Origin of the sequence: Wenzhouxiangella psychrophila, assembly GCF_042310375.1 — a bacterium.
In the GTDB taxonomy this organism is placed as follows: domain Bacteria; phylum Pseudomonadota; class Gammaproteobacteria; order Xanthomonadales; family Wenzhouxiangellaceae; genus Wenzhouxiangella.
Window position 1 is genome coordinate 403749 of sequence record NZ_JBHJMQ010000002.1, and the last position, 16848, is coordinate 420596.

The 16848-nt window shown below is 62.9% G+C and carries 14 protein-coding genes; 8 read left to right on the forward strand and 6 right to left on the reverse strand.

Annotated features, from left to right (window positions below):
• The first annotated feature begins 159 nt into the window (after positions 1–159).
• Positions 160–2079 carry a CBS domain-containing protein gene (locus ACDC66_RS04495; RefSeq protein ID WP_376695474.1) on the forward strand — a complete coding sequence of 640 codons (1920 nt, stop codon included), beginning with the start codon at positions 160–162 and terminating at the stop codon, positions 2077–2079.
• Positions 2076–2525: a hypothetical protein gene (locus ACDC66_RS04500; protein WP_376695475.1), complete on the forward strand. Its 450-nt coding sequence runs from the start codon at positions 2076–2078 to the stop codon at positions 2523–2525. The genes ACDC66_RS04495 and ACDC66_RS04500 overlap by 4 nt, the downstream gene beginning before the upstream one ends.
• Positions 2526–2860: 335 nt before the next feature.
• Here ACDC66_RS04500 and ACDC66_RS04505 read toward each other — a convergent pair whose 3' ends face one another.
• The 5 genes from ACDC66_RS04505 to ACDC66_RS04525 form a co-directional block, all read right to left on the reverse strand.
• Complete coding sequence (locus ACDC66_RS04505; protein ID WP_376695476.1) at positions 2861–3721, reverse strand: cytochrome c oxidase subunit 3; 861 nt, start codon at positions 3719–3721, stop codon at positions 2861–2863.
• 72 nt (positions 3722–3793) lie between these two features.
• Positions 3794–3928, reverse strand: a complete 135-nt coding sequence (locus tag ACDC66_RS04510; RefSeq protein WP_376695477.1) for a hypothetical protein — start codon at positions 3926–3928, stop codon at positions 3794–3796.
• 16 nt (positions 3929–3944) lie between these two features.
• Positions 3945–5558, reverse strand: a complete 1614-nt coding sequence (gene ctaD / locus ACDC66_RS04515; protein WP_376695478.1) for a cytochrome c oxidase subunit I — start codon at positions 5556–5558, stop codon at positions 3945–3947.
• Between the two features lie 29 nt (positions 5559–5587).
• A complete protein-coding gene (gene coxB / locus ACDC66_RS04520) occupies positions 5588–6469 on the reverse strand; it encodes a cytochrome c oxidase subunit II (protein WP_376695479.1) in 882 nt (293 codons plus the stop codon).
• Between the two features lie 7 nt (positions 6470–6476).
• On the reverse strand, positions 6477–6983 hold the full coding sequence (locus ACDC66_RS04525; RefSeq protein WP_376695480.1) for a DUF2244 domain-containing protein: 507 nt from the start codon (positions 6981–6983) through the stop codon (positions 6477–6479).
• 156 nt (positions 6984–7139) lie between these two features.
• Between ACDC66_RS04525 and putA the strand changes: the two genes are divergently transcribed.
• The 6 genes from putA to ACDC66_RS04555 all read left to right on the forward strand — a co-directional run bounded on the left by putA (position 7140) and on the right by ACDC66_RS04555 (position 15542).
• On the forward strand, positions 7140–10295 hold the full coding sequence (putA, locus tag ACDC66_RS04530; RefSeq protein WP_376695481.1) for a bifunctional proline dehydrogenase/L-glutamate gamma-semialdehyde dehydrogenase PutA: 3156 nt from the start codon (positions 7140–7142) through the stop codon (positions 10293–10295).
• A gap of 35 nt (positions 10296–10330) precedes the next feature.
• The gene (locus ACDC66_RS04535; protein WP_376695482.1) at positions 10331–11875 is read left to right on the forward strand and encodes an ExeA family protein; all 1545 of its coding nucleotides are present in this window, start codon (positions 10331–10333) and stop codon (positions 11873–11875) included.
• 3 nt (positions 11876–11878) lie between these two features.
• Positions 11879–12829: a general secretion pathway protein GspB gene (locus ACDC66_RS04540; RefSeq protein ID WP_376695483.1), complete on the forward strand. Its 951-nt coding sequence runs from the start codon at positions 11879–11881 to the stop codon at positions 12827–12829.
• Entirely contained in the window at positions 12826–13524 is a 699-nt protein-coding gene (locus ACDC66_RS04545; protein WP_376695484.1) for a rhomboid family intramembrane serine protease, read from the forward strand. The genes ACDC66_RS04540 and ACDC66_RS04545 overlap by 4 nt, the downstream gene beginning before the upstream one ends.
• A gap of 18 nt (positions 13525–13542) precedes the next feature.
• Positions 13543–13866 carry a DUF1820 family protein gene (locus tag ACDC66_RS04550; RefSeq protein ID WP_376695485.1) on the forward strand — a complete coding sequence of 108 codons (324 nt, stop codon included), beginning with the start codon at positions 13543–13545 and terminating at the stop codon, positions 13864–13866.
• Positions 13867–13967: 101 nt separating this feature from the next.
• Positions 13968–15542, forward strand: a complete 1575-nt coding sequence (locus ACDC66_RS04555; protein WP_376695486.1) for an AbgT family transporter — start codon at positions 13968–13970, stop codon at positions 15540–15542.
• Between the two features lie 147 nt (positions 15543–15689).
• On the opposite strand, the gene ACDC66_RS04560 is transcribed toward ACDC66_RS04555, so the two are convergent.
• Positions 15690–16844, reverse strand: coding sequence for a murein hydrolase activator EnvC family protein (locus ACDC66_RS04560; protein ID WP_376695487.1), 1155 nt, complete (start codon positions 16842–16844; stop codon positions 15690–15692).
• Positions 16845–16848: the final 4 nt, after the last annotated feature.

Consider the following 16848-nt stretch of genomic DNA (forward strand, 5'->3'; position numbering starts at 1 on the left):
GAATCTCCCTTCTCTACGGTTCTGTTTCGGTAGCTTCAAAGCTTGGCACAGGAGGCGGGTCGACACAAGCATCCGGAGGGGTGGGGAGCGAGGCATTTGCCCCTTTCACGGGGGGCGTTTATGATCGCCGGGAAGTCAGCGAGTGGGCAGCTTTCCGCGATGGGCGAACAAAACGTCGAACAAACGGCCGACGAGGGCGTGCGCCGCGCGTTCATGAAGGCGCTGCTCAATGAAGTACGCGCCCTCGAGGACATGCTCGAAGGGGGAATGATCGAGTCGGGCATTCGACGGATCGGCGCGGAGCAGGAGATGTTCCTGGTCGACCAGGCTTCCCGCCCGGCGTTGACGGCGATGCAGATTCTCGAGCAGATCGACGATCCGCGTTTCACGCACGAGCTGGGTCTGTTCAATCTCGAAGCCAATCTCTCGCCGCTGGAACTCGGCGGCGACTGCCTTCGCCAGCTCGAGCACGAGGCCGACGAGGTGCTCGAAATCGCCCGGGAAAAGGCCGCCACGGTCGACAGCCGGATCGCGCTGGTGGGCATATTGCCCACGCTCACGCGCGAGCACATGTCGCTCGAGTCGATGGTGCCCACCGCGCGCTATTTTGCGCTCAACGAGGCCCTGCTCAGGCTCAGGGGCAGCAATTTCAACTTTGCCATCAAGGGTATCGACCAACTCAGCATCAACCACGACAACCTGATGCTGGAAGCCTGCAATACCAGTTTCCAGGTCCACTTCCAGGTCGGTGCCGACGAGTTTGCCCACCTCTACAACATCGCCCAGGCCGTTACCGGCCCCTTGCTGGCCAGCTGTGTGAATTCACCCATCCTTCTGGGCAAGCGCCTCTGGCACGAGACCCGCATTGCCGTTTTCGAGCACTCGATCGACGCTCGTTCCGAGGCGCATGCCGCCCGGGGTCACAAGCCGCGGGTACACTTCGGCGATCACTGGATCGACAAGTCGGTGATCGAAATCTTCAAGGAAGACATCGCCCGATTCCGGGTGGTGCTCACCACCGAGTTCGAGGAAGACCCCATCGGCATGGTTTCACGCGGCGAGGTGCCCAGGCTGCGGGCGCTGTGTCTGCACAACGGCACCGTCTATCGATGGAATCGCGCCTGTTACGGCATTTCCGACAACGGCAAGCCCCACCTGAGGATCGAAAACCGCGTAATTCCATCCGGTCCGACGGTGCTCGACGAGGTGGCGAATGCCGCCTTCTTCTTCGGCATGATGTCGCGCCTGTCGCATACCGTGGACGACATTCGGGAGCACCTGAATTTCAGTGATGTGAAAAGCAATTTTCTCGCCGCCGCACGCGAGGGCCTGCGTGCCCAACAGGTCTGGTTCGACAATCGGCAGGTCACCGCGCAGGAATTGATCATCGACGAGCTGTTGCCGATGGCACGGGAAGGCCTGCTCGAAGCCGGCATCGACGAGCAGGATATCGATCGTTACCTGGGTGTGATCCGCTCTCGCGTCGACAATCGGCGAACTGGCGCACGCTGGCAACTCGAGTCGCTCGAGAGCATGCGTGACGAAGGCAACGAAAGCGAACGCCTGCGAGCGCTCGTTTCATCCATGGTCGAGCAGTCCGAAAGCGGCAGGCCGGTTTCCGAATGGGAGTTGGCGAAGATCTGCACCCAGCAGGACTGGCGCGACAGCTATCGCAATGTCGGGCAATTCATGGCCACCGATCTGTTTACCGTCAGGCCGGACGATATCGTCGACTTCGCCGCAAGCCTGATGGAATGGCGCCACGTCCGGCACGTTCCGGTCGAGGATGATTCGGGCCAGCTGCTGGGCCTGGTCTCACACCGACAACTTCTACGCCTCATTGCCCGGGGCAATCGTGACGATACGATTACCGTGCGCGACATTATGCGTCCGGACCCGATCACGGTCTCCCCCGACACCACGACCGTGGAAGCCATCCGCCTGATGCGCGACAACCGCCTCAGCAGCCTGCCGGTGGTTGAAAACGGCAAGCTGGTCGGCCTGGTTACGGAGTACGACTTGATTGTCGTCGCCAGCCGCCTGCTCGAGTCCTACCTCGTCGACGAGCCTGCCAAGTGAGCCGGTTCGGCAAGCTCTGGCTGTGCAGTGCCTGCCTGGCGTTGCTGGCCGCTTGTAGTGAGCCGCTGCCGGACGAAGAACAGATCCGCAACCGGATCGAGGCCATGCAGAACGATCTGGCCGAGGGCAATACCCGATCCTTTTTCTCGCCCGTTGCCGAGGACTTTACCGCCGCAACGCGCAATCTCGACAGGCGAGCCGCTCGCTTGCTGCTTCGGCGGGAAATGCTGGCTCACGAGTCTCTCAAGGCACGCCTGTTCGATATCGAAATCGAACTACAGGGCGAGGGCAGGGCAACCGCCACCATGCACGCCGTCCTGACCGGCGGCACCGGCCTGATCCCCGACACCGGCAGCTGGTACAAGGTCACGACCGGCTGGCGACTGGACGACGGCGACTGGATGCTGATCTCGGTGCGCTGGGAGACCGTTGCTGGTCGAGGGTGAGGGGGGAGGATTCAAAAAAAGTAATTTGTCCACAGATGAACACAGATGAACACAGATTGAAAAGATAAAAACTTGAAGAATGATTGACTTGGCAGAGCCGAATGAAGCGCGATCAGGTATTGATACCCTTGCTTCACTGCTGAGGTAAGCCCGTTTGCTAGATATTCAGCAACAGGCGTACCGACCAACTCCAGAACAATTCTCTTGTTTTCTTTTATCTGTGTTTATCTGTGTTTATCTGTGTTCATCTGTGGACCATTTATTTTTTACAGCTATTAGATACGAAAGTGCCGGCACATGGCCGGCACTCTCTTTGCTGAGTCGTTGTTGCTTCGTCAGAGCACGTAGACAAACACGAACAGCCCCAGCCAGACGACGTCGACGAAGTGCCAGTACCAGGCCACGGCTTCGAAGCCGAAGTGGTTCTTCTTCGAGAAGTGACCGGCCATGCAGCGCAGGGTGATGACGATGAGCATGATCGTGCCCAGGGTCACGTGCAGGCCGTGGAAGCCGGTGAGCATGAAGAACGTCGAACCGTAGATGCCCGAACCCAGGGTCAGTCCGAGATCCTGGTAGGCATGGATGTATTCCGAAGCCTGGAAGTAGAGAAAGATCGCGCCCAGGGCCACGGTGGCGGCCATCCAGGCGACCAGGGCCCCGCGTTGGGCTTTCTTGAGCGCCCAGTGAGCCAGCGTGATGGTCAGGCCCGAAGTCAGCAGGATCAGCGTGTTCAGCAGCGGCAGCTCGAAGGCGGGAATGATCTGGAAGTCACCGCCGAGTTGCGCCGGACCGGCTGTCGGCCAGGTTGCGTCGAACTGCGGAAATAGCAGCTCGTTGGTCATCGCGCCGGTACCTTCCCCGCCGAGCCAGGGCACGGAGAACATGCGGGCATAGAACAACGCGCCGAAAAACGCGGCGAAGAACATCACTTCCGAGAAGATGAACCAGATCATCCCCTGGCGGAATGATCCGTCCACGGCCCGGTTGTAAAGCCCCTGCTCGGATTCGCCAATGACCTGGGCAAACCAGCCGAAGATCATGACCAGCACGATCACCGAACCGGCCAGCGTGAACCATGGGCCGATTGCCGCCTGGTTGAGCCAGCTACCGGCGCCAAGCATCATCACGAACAGGCCGATGGAGCCAACGATCGGCCACTTGGCCGTGTGGGGTACGTAGTAGTGTCCTTGTGCCATGGTTGTTCCCTAGATTCAGTTTCTTGTTCGGCTGACTCGGTCGCCAGCCCGGTGATTACCCGTCGTTCCCGCCTATCCGGCGTTGAGTACGCCCCTGAAGATGAAGCCGAGGTAGATCATGGATACGACCGCGGCGAGCACGAGCGCCGTGCGAATGGCACGGCGTCGTTTCGCCCTGATTCCTTCCGGATCATGCTGGTCGCTCAAGACGTTCCTCCGCCCTTCAGGACAGGTTGTCGGAGTGTGCCGTTACGCTGTCATCCACTTTCGGCGGCGTGTCGAAGGTATGCAGCGGAGCCGGGGAGGGCACGGTCCACTCCAGGCCGCGCGCGCCATCCCAAACCTGGTCGGTAGCGCGTTCCCCGCCACGAGCAGCCTGCCAGATAATGTAGATGAACAACAGCTGGGCGAGGCCGAAGGCAAAGCCGCCGATTGACGAGATCATGTTGAACTCGGCGAACTGGACGGCGTAGTCGGGAATGCGCCTCGGCATGCCTGCCAGACCCAGGTAATGCTGCGGGAAGAACAGGACGTTGACCGAAATGGCCGACCACCAGAAGTGAATCTTGCCCAGCTTCTCGTTGTACATGTAGCCGGTCCACTTGGGCAGCCAGTAATACACGCCGGCCATGATCGCGAATACCGAGCCGGTGACGAGCACGTAGTGGAAGTGCGCCACCACGAAGTAGGTGTCGTGATACTGGAAATCGGCCGGAACAATGGCCAGCATCAGGCCCGAGAAGCCGCCGATGGTGAACAGCACGATGAACCCAAGCGCGAACAGCATGGGCGTCTCGAAACTCATCGAGCCGCGCCACATGGTCGAGATCCAGTTGAAGACCTTCACGCCGGTGGGTACCGCGATCACCATCGTGGCGTACATGAAGAACAGGTTGCCGCCCAGCGGCATGCCCACCGTGAACATGTGGTGCGCCCAGACGATGAACGACAGGAAGGCGATCGAAGCCGTTGCGTAGACCATGGAGACGTAGCCGAACAGCGGCTTGCGCGAGAAGGTCGGCAGGATCTCCGAGACGATGCCGAAAGCCGGCAGGATCATGATGTAGACCTCGGGATGACCGAAGAACCAGAAAATGTGCTGGTACATCACCGGGTCACCGCCGCCGGCGGCATTGAAGAAGCTGGTGTCGAAGAAACGATCGGTCAGGAGCATCGTCACCGCCCCCGCCAGAACCGGCATCACGGCGATCAGCAAGAAGCCGGTAATCAGCCAGGTCCACACGAACAGCGGCATACGCAGCAGGGTCATGCCCGGGGCGCGCATGTTCAGGATGGTCACGATGATATTGATCGCGCCCATGATCGAAGAAATGCCCATCAAGTGAATGGCGAAGATCACGAAGGCAATGTTGGTTCCGCCTTGCAGGGACAGCGGCGGATAGAGCGTCCAGCCCGATGCCGGACCACCCGAGGGCAGGAACAGCGTCATCAGAAGCAGGAAGAACGCGAAGGGCAGAATCCAGAACGACCAGTTGTTCATGCGCGGCAGCGCCATGTCGGGCGCCCCGATCATCAGCGGCACCATCCAGTTGGCCAGGCCCACGAAGGCGGGCATGACGGCGCCGAAGATCATGACCAGCGCATGCATGGTGGTCATCTGGTTGAAGAATTCGGGGTTGACCAGTTGCAGTCCGGGCACGAACAGCTCGGCCCGGATGACCATGGCCATGGCGCCCCCGAGCATGAAGGCGATCAGGGAGAAAATCAGGTAAAGCGTCCCGATTTCCTTGTGGTTGGTAGTGAATACCCAGCGCTTGAGCCCGGTGGGGTGCTCGGCGTGGTGTTCGTCGTGGCTCAGAGTGGTGTCGTAACTCATGTCTTGGTTTCCTCGCTCCTGTTCGCGCTTCAGCCCTGGTCAGCGGTATCCGCCGGTTCGTCGGCGGCCGTGATCTGCTGGGCTTCCGAGGCTTCATCGCCCGTTTCAGCCGTCTGTTCTGCCTTGCGGTCTGCAACCCACTGCCGGTATTCGGACGGTGAAACGGCTTCGACCACGATCGGCATGAAGCCGTGGTCCTTGCCGCAGAGTTCTGCGCACTGGCCGCGATAGACGCCCTCTTCCTCGATCAGCGTCCAGGCCTCGTTGACCATGCCCGGAATGGCGTCTCGCTTCCAGCCGAGTTCCGGCACCCACCAGGAGTGGATCACGTCGCCGGAGGTCAGCAGAAAACGAATCTTGGTGTCGGTCGGGACGATCAGTCGCTTGTCGACCTCGAGCAGGTAGTTTTCGACCGTGCGAACGTCAACACCGGAGTTGATCTGGCGCGCGGCATTGCTGTCGCGGTCGAGCGTCGAGTAGAAGTTGATCTCGTCTTCCAGATACTCGTACTGCCAAAGCCACTGGTAGCCGGTCACCTTGATATTGATATCGGCGCCGCCGGTGTCTTCCATGTCGATCAGTACCCCGGTGGCCGGGATGGCCATGATGATGAGGATCAGCACCGGAATGGCCGTCCAGGTGATCTCGGCGGCGGTCGAGTGACTGAATTTGGCCGGCTCCTGGCCTTTTGATTTACGGTGCACGATGATCGACGTGAACATGGCCGTAAAGACCAGCACACCGATGACGGTGACCACGGCCAGAATGACGTTGTGCAGCTGGTAGACGTCCTTGCTGAAGGGCGTGACGCCACCGGGCATGTTGTCGCCCACGGCGTACAGACCCCAAGTGACCACGATGATGACCGCCATCACCGCCAGGGCCACGATCAGTTCGTTCGTTCTCTTCATCCTCGACTCACCTGTAATTGCTTGAACCACCCCGAGCGTCGAACGGTCGGAGGCTCTCCTTGAGGGCGTCAGCCAGCGCCAGCTTCTCGGCGGTTGGCAGGAAGTCGCCGATCACCTGGCGCCTTCCGTGACAGGTCACCACGACCCGGCGTTCGCCCATTCGCTGCTCTTCGATTTCAATTCGCACCCAGGCGGAAGGCCACTCGGAGTGGGTCTTCCGCCGGACATCGAAATGATCGATTCTGAGCCAGTCGCGGTCGATTTCCAGTCGCTCCCGTGCCCAGTTGCCCCGCCAGGCCAGCCGCATGCACCAGCCGACGACGAGCAGGTGCACGACGGCGGCCAGCATGATCGGCCATAAGCCCAGCAGGAGCGGCCCGAGCGCCACCAGCAGCGTGACCGCACTCAGTCCCAGAAACACGGCGGCCAGTCGATCCAGCGACATCGACAGGTTGGAGCGCGCCTCGATCACGCTGGTGGGGCGCGGATTCACACTGTCCCAGATGTCGATCACGGGCCGATAACCGTGTTTCTTGATCTACGTCTTATATTCTAGCCCATGCGGCATCAACGTGGCAGGGGAAATTGCGATTGGACTGCTGACACCAGCCCTCGACCGCCTTCGGTTACACTTGAACTACGCCTGAAAAACCCGTCTACAGAGGCCCCGATGAGTCAAGCTTCCCATCCTTTCGTCACGACCGAACCATTTGCTCCGGACGAGCTGCGCAAGGCACTCGACGATGCCTGGCAGAAAGACGAGGCCGAGCACGTGCGCTTTCTGCTCGAGCAGGTGCAGCTGGACAACGACCAGCGGCAAGGCATACGCGATGCCGCGCTCGATCTTGTCAAGCGCGTGCGCGAGCGCAGTCGCGATGCCGGTGTCATGGAAGCGTTCATGCGCGAATACGATCTGTCCTCGGAAGAGGGCGTGATCCTGATGTGCCTGGCCGAGGCCCTGTTGCGGATTCCCGACAACGATACGGCCGAAGAATTGATCTCCGACAAGCTCTCCGACGCCGACTGGGAGTCTCACCTGGGCAAGAGCTCCTCGGTGTTCGTCAACGCCGGCACCTGGGGCCTGATGCTGACCGGCCGCCTGGTCAGCGTCAAGGACAAGGAGAAGCGCAGTATCGGTACGGTGTTGTCGAAAATCGCCAACAAGTCGGGGGAGCCGGTGGTTCGTACTGCCATTCGCCAGGCGATGCGCATCATGGGCCATCAGTACGTGATGGGGCGCACCATCGAGGAGGCGATGGAACGGTCCAAGAAGAAAGCCAACCAGCGCTTCCGTTACTCCTTCGACATGCTGGGCGAGGCGGCGCTTACCGCGGACGACGCACGCCGCTATTTCGATTCTTATGCGGCTGCCATCGATGCCATCGGCCGGGCCACCGAAGGCGACAACGTCTTCGCGCTTCCGAGCATCTCGGTCAAGCTGTCAGCCCTGCACCCACGCTACGAGCACGCCCAGCACCATCGGATGATGGAAGAGCTGGTGCCGAGGCTGCTCGAACTTGCACGCCGGGCGCGCAAGGCCGGCATCGCATTGACCGTCGATGCCGAGGAAGCCGATCGCCTCGACCCGTCCTTCGACGCGTTCGCCGCCGTGCTGGCGGCCCCGGAGCTGGAAGGTTGGGATGGCTTCGGCCTGGCCCTGCAGGCCTATCAGAAGCGGGCCTGGGCCGCCATTGACTGGCTCGCCGAACAGGCACGCGAGACCGGCCACCGTATTCCCATCCGCCTGGTCAAGGGCGCCTACTGGGATACCGAGATCAAACTGGCACAGATCGAGGGTGTCGAGGACTACCCGGTCTTCACGCGCAAGGCCAACACGGACCTGTCGTATATCGCCTGCGCCGACAAGCTGTTGTCGATGCCGGACTGCTTCTACCCCCAGTTCGCCACCCACAACGCGCACACCATTGCCACGATCGCGGAACTGGCCGGTTCGAACAGCGAGTACGAATACCAGCGGTTGCACGGCATGGGTCAGCAGCTCTACGAGGAAGTCCTCGACAATGACCGATTCAACGGCCAGTGTAGGGTTTACGCGCCGGTCGGCAACCACAAGGACCTGTTGCCCTACCTGGTGCGCCGGCTGCTGGAGAACGGCGCCAATACCTCTTTCGTCAACCGCATCGTCGACGAAAAGCTGCCGGCGGAGAAGGTGGTCGACGATCCCATCGCCGAAGTGCAGTCGCACTCGAGCATGTCGCATCCACGCATTCCGCTTCCGGCTGACCTGTACGGCCGCGAGCGCCGCAACAGCCGCGGTATCAACATGGGCCGGAATTCCGAGCTTTCCGGGCTCAAGCGGGGCATGGAAGAGGCCGAAAAGAACGAATGGTCGGCCGGCCCCACCGGGAAGGCCGCCCGCAGCGAGGAAGAAGGCAGCCTGAAATCCCCGGCCGACACGGGCCTGCCCGCCGGCAAGGTGCGCTGGACCGCGCCGGATTCCGTACCCGATGCGGTCGCGGCCGCCGTGGCGGCGCAGCAGGCCTGGGACGGGCGCGGGGCGGCCGAGCGCGCCGATATTCTCGATCGGATCGGCGATCTGTACGAAGAACACTGCGCCGAGCTGATGGCCATTTGCTCGCGCGAGGGCGGCAAATCCCTTCTCGACGGTATTGCCGAGGTTCGCGAGGCGGTCGACTTCTGCCGCTACTACGCCATGCAGGCCAGGAACGAGCTCGCCGAGCCGGTCGAACTGCCCGGTCCGACGGGCGAATCCAACACCCTGCGCATGCACGGCAAGGGCGTGTTCGTATGCATCAGCCCGTGGAACTTCCCGCTGGCGATCTTCACCGGCCAGATCGTGGCTGCGCTCGTGGCTGGCAACGCCGTGCTGGCCAAGCCGGCCGAACAAACGCCCCTGATCGCGTCGCGTGCCGTGCAGCTCATGCACGAAGCCGGCGTGCCCGACGGCGTGATTCAGTGCCTGCCCGGCGACGGCAAGGTGGGCGCGGCCCTGACCGGCGATCCGCGCATTGCCGGCGTGGCGTTTACCGGATCGACCGAGGTGGCGCGCATCATCAACCGCACCCTGGCCGAGCGCGAGGGCCCGATCGCCACCCTGATCGCCGAGACCGGTGGCCAGAACGCCATGGTGGTGGATTCTTCCGCGCTGCCCGAGCAGGTCGTGGCCGACGTCATTCATTCAGCCTTTCTCAGTGCCGGCCAGCGCTGCTCGGCCCTGCGCGTGCTCTACGTCCAGTCCGATGTGGCCGACCGCATGCTCAAGATGCTCGCCGGCGCCATGGAAGAGATCGCCGTGGGCGACCCCGGCCTGCTGGAGACGGATATCGGCCCGGTCATCGACGAAGCCCAGCTGGAAATGCTCAACGAGCATGCCGGGCGCATGGACCGCGAAGCCAAGCTGATCGCCAAGACGCCTTTGCGCGAAGATCTGCCGCCCGGCCACTGGTTCGCACCGCGCGCCTACGAGATCGACAGCATCGACCGGCTGGAGCGGGAAGTGTTCGGTCCGATCCTGCACGTGGTGCGTTACAAGTCCAGCGAGCTCGACCAGGTCATCGACAAGATCAATGGCACCGGCTACGGCCTGACGCTGGGTGTGCACAGCCGCATCGACCGGATTTACCGCCACATCGCCCACCGCGCGCACGTCGGAAACGCCTACGTCAACCGCAACATGACCGGCGCGGTGGTCGGCGTCCAGCCCTTCGGCGGCGAAGGGCTATCCGGCACGGGCCCCAAGGCCGGCGGCCCTCACTACCTGTATCGTTTCGTCACCGAACGCACGCTGACCAACAACACCGCAGCCATCGGCGGCAACGCATCGCTAATGGCGTTGTCGGATTGATCGATTAACCGCGTGACCTCCGGGACGCCCCACTAATGTACGAATCGTTCTACGGTTTATCCGAACGCCCGTTCTCCATCACGCCCAATCCGCGCTTTGTCTATCTGAGCCAGCGCCATCGGGACGCGCTTGCTCATCTCCTCTACGGGGTGGGGCAGGGCGGTAGCGGCGGCTTTGTCCAGCTGACCGGCGAGGTTGGAACCGGCAAGACCACGCTCTGCCGAGTGGTGCTCGAGCAGGTACCCGAGAACACGCGCATCGCCCTGATCCTCAACCCCATGCTGTCCCCGGCCGAATTGCTGCGCGCGGTCTGCCACGAACTGGAAATTTCCATCGAGGGCACCGACGGCAGTCTCCAGCAGCTCCAGGAGCGGCTCAACAGCTATCTTCTGGAGCGTCATGCCGAGGGTGAGCGGGTGGTCCTGATCATCGACGAGGCCCAGAACATGAGCCGCGAGGGGCTCGAGCAGATTCGCCTGCTGACCAACCTCGAGACGGCCACCGACAAGCTGCTGCAGATCATCCTGATCGGCCAGCCGGAACTGCGCGAGGTGCTCGCCAGACCTGAATTGCGCCAGCTCGCCCAGCGCATCACGGCGCGTTACCACCTCGACCCGCTCAATGAAGAAGAGACCGAAGCCTACATCCGGCACCGCCTGCAGATTGCCGGCGCCGAGCGTTGTCCTTTCACCGCCGATGGTTTGCGTGCCGTTTACCTGACGTCCGAGGGCGTCCCGCGCCTGGTCAATATCATCGCCGATCGCGCCTTGATGGCCGGCTACGCGCGGGAGGAAGACCGTATCGGCGCCGGGCTGGTACGGGCAGCGGCGCGAGAAGTCGCCGGTGAGGAAGTAGAAAAGGACGGTGGCTGGCTTCGCGGCAGCATCGCGGCGTTCGCCCTGCTGGCAGTGCTCGCCAGTGGGGGTGCCCTGTCCTGGCTGATGCTGCAGCCGCAAGCGGCCTCGTCCGAGGGCGGCAACCCCGCCTGGGAATCGATGCTCGAAGACGCTTCTGCAAGCAGCGCCTGGACGGAAGTGGCCGCACTCTGGCCCGGAACGAATGCCGAAGACGTCGCCGAAGCCTGTTCGGGCGAGTCGATCGAAGGCGTGGTCTGCCTTCGCTTGCGCGGCAACCTGTCGTTCGTCGAGGAGATCGACTTGCCGCTGGTCCTCCGGCTCACGCAGCCTCCCGATGCCCACGTGCTACTGGCCGGAATCCATCGCAGTGACGTGATTCTGCGACACGGCGGTCAGGACTGGCGGGTGCCGCGAACCCGGCTCGAGCGGCGCTGGCGAGGCGATGTGCTCGTGGCATGGCCCGATAACGGCGTGGTTCTCAAACGCGGCGACTCGGGTGCGATGGTCCAGCGCATGAAGCGCCTGGCCACGCAGTCCGCTCCAGAACCTTGGACCGGCACGATCGACGCGAATTATGATGATGCGTTCCGCGACTGGATCGCCGGCTTCCAGCGACGGCACGGCCTCAACGAGGACGGCGTCATCGGCCCGGCGACGCGCCTGTTCCTGCGTGCGCCTCACGAGAGCGCACCGATGCTGCTGACCGAAAACGACGGAGCTTAAAACGTGTCTTTCATCCTCGATGCCCTGCGCAAGTCCGATGCGCGCCGTCAGCAGTCCGGCGCACCCGGGCTCAACTCGCCCGAGCCGCCCCGGCCGAATCGCCGCCGGCGTCGGCTGCTTCCCGGCCTGGCAGCGGCACTGGTGCTGTTGGCGGTCGTGGTCGTGGGCGTCTACTTCGTCCGGCCGGGCTGGTTGCCGCTGGGATCCGGGGACACTCAGCAGGCCCGTGTTACCGACGGCGAGCCGGCCTCGCCGCGGGCCGAGCCCGCTTCAGACCGGGCAGGGGAGACCGGGTCGACAGACGATGTCGCTGTCGACGAAGAGCAGTTGGCCCGGATCGAAGAAATCGCGGAAGAGCCGGAGGCGGACGCGGCGAACGATTCCAGCGCTGGCGCCGATTCTGAGAAGTCACAGGCTGCGGACGATCAAACGCGAGACCGTCGTCGCCGGCGAGTGCCGCCGAGCGAGCAGGAGCAGGTCGCGCAGCAACGAGACGTTGTGCAGGAACAATCGCGTCAGCGCGAGACCGAACCGGTATCCGCTGAGGATGCCAGGGAAGAGCTGAGGCGCCGAATGGCCGAAGCGGAGAGCAGGCGCAGCAGAGAAAGGACCGAGCCATCCCGGGATGAGCCCGAGGAAGCCCGGCAACCCGGGCCGGAAGCGGCCCCGGAACCCGAAACGAGTGAATCCGGAACCGAAGCCAAAGAACTCAACGAGGGCGTTTCCGAGTACGTCCGGGCCTGGGAATTGCCCCTGTCCGTGCGTCGAGAACTGCCGGACTTGAGCCTGACGATTCACGTTTACTCTCCCGACGAGGCAGAGCGATTCGTGCTCATCAACGGTGAGCGCCATGTTGCCGGCGACGAAATCGAAGGCGCCCGAATTGTCGATATCCGGCGCGAGGGCGCTGTGGTCGATTTTCGCTCGCATCGCTTCCTGCTCGAACCGCGATGATGCAGTCCCGGGGCTCGCGCCGGCGGCCGCTGGCCTGGCCGTGGATGTTGACTGTCATCAGCCTGGTCATGCTGGCCGCGCGAATTTATACCGAGTGGATGCCGGGCGCGGCCAGCGGCGAATGGATGAGCGTCTGGGGGTTCGTGCCGTCCGATGTGCTGGCGGCGCTCGAGCAGCTTCCTGCGAGCTGGAACAGTAGCGAGCTTCTGCCCATCATCACCGCGCTGTTCGTCCACGGCGACTGGCTGCACCTGGCGGGTAATCTGGCTTACCTGTGGGTGTTCGGCATCACGGTCGAACGCGCCATCGGTCACTGGGGCCTGGCTGCAAGCTTCCTGCTGCTCGGCGCGCTGGCCAACCTGTTTCTGGCCTTCCAGATGAGTGATACCAGTTCTCCGGTCATCGGTGCCAGTGGCGGCGTGTCGGCCATCATCGGCATCTACCTCGGGCTCTTCCCGGTCAGCCGGATGGGGCTCTGGCTGCCTCTGGGGCTCTACCTCCAGTTTGCGCGCGTACCCGCTCTCCTGGTCATCGGGTCCTGGTTTACACTGCAACTCATCTATACCGTTGTCGGTGCCCAGGACGGCACCGTTGCCTGGTGGGCGCATGTTGCGGGCTTCCTCGCCGGTGTCATGTTGGCCGTTGCGCTTCGCCCGTTCCCGGGCCTGGTCGACTTAACCCTTCAGGACGATTAGGAGGCATTCAGGTTCCTTATGCCCAAGCTCTACAAGGTCAGTTTTCTCAACCAGGGACAGGTTTACGAGCTCTTCTGCCGCAAGGTTATGGGCAGCGATCTGTCCTATGGTTTCGTCGAGATTTCACAGCTGGTCTTCGAAACCGACGACAGCGTGGTCATCGATCCGACCGAAGAGCGCCTGCGTGAGGAATTCGAGGATGTCGAGGTGCTGCACCTGCCGATGCAGTCGGTCATTCGTGTCGAGGAGGTGAAAAAACGGGGCACGGCGGTCATCCGCGACAGCAAGAGCGGCGAGAAGGTGACTCCGCTGCCCGTCCACGGGCCGAGGGACAAGCGCTAGCCGGTCCCGGTGGCCGGAGCAGGGCAGTTGTGGTAGTGTTTTTCGCGCTTTCGGCTTAGAAAAACTAAATCATAACGACGACTCGACGGGGACCCATCGGCATGAACAGCACCGAGCAACAACCCGCCGGCGACGCCGGCAACGAGAGCGGCTGGCTCAACCGCGCTCTGAACTTCATCGAGGTGGTCGGCAACAAGCTGCCCGACCCGGCCATGCTCTTCCTGCTGCTGATGGTGGTGGTCTGGATCCTGTCCTGGCTGCTGTCGGGGGTCCAGTTCGGAGCCCAGCATCCCTCCACCGGCGATGCCATTGCCATCAACAACCTGCTGACCGGCGAGCAGCTGGTCAGTTTCCTCACCACGCTGGTCGATACCTTTACAGGCTTTGCGCCGCTGGGTGTGGTGCTGGTGGCCATGCTGGGCGTGGGCGTGGCCGAGCAGAGCGGCTATATCAATGCCTTGCTCAAGAAGCTGCTGGCGTTCACGCCCAAGCTTCTGCTCACCCCGATGCTCATCCTCATCGCCATCGTCAGTCACACGGCGGTCGACGCCGGCTACGTGGTCGTGATCCCGCTCGGCGGCATCATCTTCTACGCCGCCGGGCGACATCCCCTTGCGGGCATCGCGGCAGCCTTCGCCGGCGTCTCGGGCGGCTTCTCGGCCAACTTCGTGCCGTCCGCGCTCGATCCGCTGCTGATGGGCTTTACCCTGCCGGCCGCACAGATCGTCGATGCAAATCTGAATCTGCATCCGCTCATCAATTGGTACTTCACCTCGGCTTCCTGTCTGGTCATCGTCGCTCTCGGCTGGTGGCTGACCGACCGCGTGATCGAGCCGCGCCTGGCCAATACGCCGCTCGACGGTGACGAAGACGACATGCCGGAGATGCATCCCATCGAGGCGAAGGAAACCCGCGCCATGTGGGCGGCGACCATCGTCATGGCCATTGGCTTCGTGCTGCTGATCCTGTCGCTGCTTCCGGAGACCTCGCCCTTCCGGGATCCGGATTCGGGCATGCTGACGGATTTCTCTGCGCCGATCATGCAGTCCATCGTGCCGTTGATCTTCGTGTTCTTCGTGGTACCCGGCGTGATCTATGGTTTCATGACGGGCGCCTTCAAGAAGAGCAAGGACGTGGTCGACGCCATGTCGGAGACCATGGGCTCGATGGCCTATTACATCGTCATGGCCTTTTTCTGCGCCCTGTTCGTGGCCGAGTTCGGCCGTTCCGGGCTGGGCGTCCTGCTGGCCGTCGAAGGCGGCAACTTCCTGCGCGAGCTGGCCCTGCCGGGTGGCGCCACCTTGTTCGGCATCATCCTCCTGGTCGGCTTCGTCAACCTGTTCGTCGGTTCGGCCTCGGCCAAGTGGGCGCTGCTGGCGCCGATCTTCGTGCCCATGCTGATGCAGGTCGGCTTTTCGCCGGAACTGACCCAGGCCGCCTATCGCGTGGGTGATTCCTCGACCAACATCATCACGCCGCTGATGCCGTACTTCCCGCTGGTCGTGGTCTACTGCCAGCGCTACGTCAAGGGCACCGGCATCGGCACCCTGGTGTCGATGATGCTGCCTTACTCGGTGGTGTTCCTGCTGGTGTGGTCGGTCTTCCTGGTCGGCTACTGGATGCTCGGCATCCCACTGGGCCCCGGCACTAGCTACGTCTATCCGCCTGCAGGCTAATTGGTCTAGGAGCCGCTGAAAACGTAGCGAGCGGGTGGCTGACGGTGGCCGCCGGAACGGAGGAACCGGAGTGTATGTATGAATACATGAGGATTCCGAGTACCGCCGGACGCCGTCAGCCGCACGCGCAGTAGTTTTCAGCGGTTCCTAGCGGCTGATCCAGCCGGCGGGATCTACGGGTTGGCCGCTCTTTCTCAGTTCGAAGTAAACCGCCGGTTCGTCCACGCCGCCGGAGCGCCCGGCCAGGGCGATCACGTCTCCGGGGGCCACCCAGTCACCGACGTCGAGCATCAGGGCCTCGTTGTGGGCATACAGGCTCATGAATTCGTCGCCGTGGTCGATGATCATGAGCAGCCCGTAACCCCTGAGCCACTCGGCGTAGGCGACACGGCCGTGGGCGATGCTTTTCACGTCATCGCCGGTGTCGGCTTCGATCAGCCAGCCGCTCCACTGCAATTCTCCGCTGCGATGGTCACCGAAACCCTCGATCACCCGGCCGGCGACCGGCATGTCCAGTTTGCCCCGCAGTTCCGGGAAGGGAGGGATGTCCACTTCCGGCGGCACGTCGGCGAGCACGTCGGATAACTGTTCGAGCAGGCGGGAGAGTTCGGCCGCGTCGCGCTCGAGGTCGGCGAGCTGCGTGCGGTCGCGCTCAAGGCGCTGCTCGATTGCCGCCAGCGCTTGTTCACGTTCCTCGGCAGCCGATTCCAGGCGCCGGGTACTCTGCTTTCGCTCGGCCAGCAGCTGCGCAAGCTGCTCGGCTTCGGCTGAGAGCTCGTCGCGGATGTCTCCGAGCTCAGAGACCGATTCGCGCAATTCCTCGATGGCGGCGATACGGTTTCTCGACAGGTAGCCGTGATAGGCCAGTCGCCTCGACAGTCGCCGGGGGTCGTCCTGGTTGAGCAGCATCTTCAGCCGCGACTGGCTTCCCTGGCGATAGGCGGCGACCAGCTGCAGGGCCAGTTCGGAGGCGCGTTCGCCAACCCGTTCCTCGAGGGTCTTCTGGCGTGACTCGAGTTCGGAAATCTCGGAACGTACCTGCGTCAGTGCGCGGTCGGTTTCGGTCTGTTCGCGCCTCGCGCGGCCGACGGCGCGCTCGCTTTCGGCCAGTTGCTGGAGCAGGCGGTCGCGGTCGCCCAGGTTTTCGTCGATGCGCGATTCGATCGCTTCGATCTCGCTGCGGACTTCCTCCAGTTCGGCCTCGACGGCCTCACGGTCCTGCTGGCCGAAAGCGAGATCGAGCGGCGAGACGACCAGTGCGACCGCCATCGCGCCGGCCACACTTAAGCGAGCCGCACTCACGCGC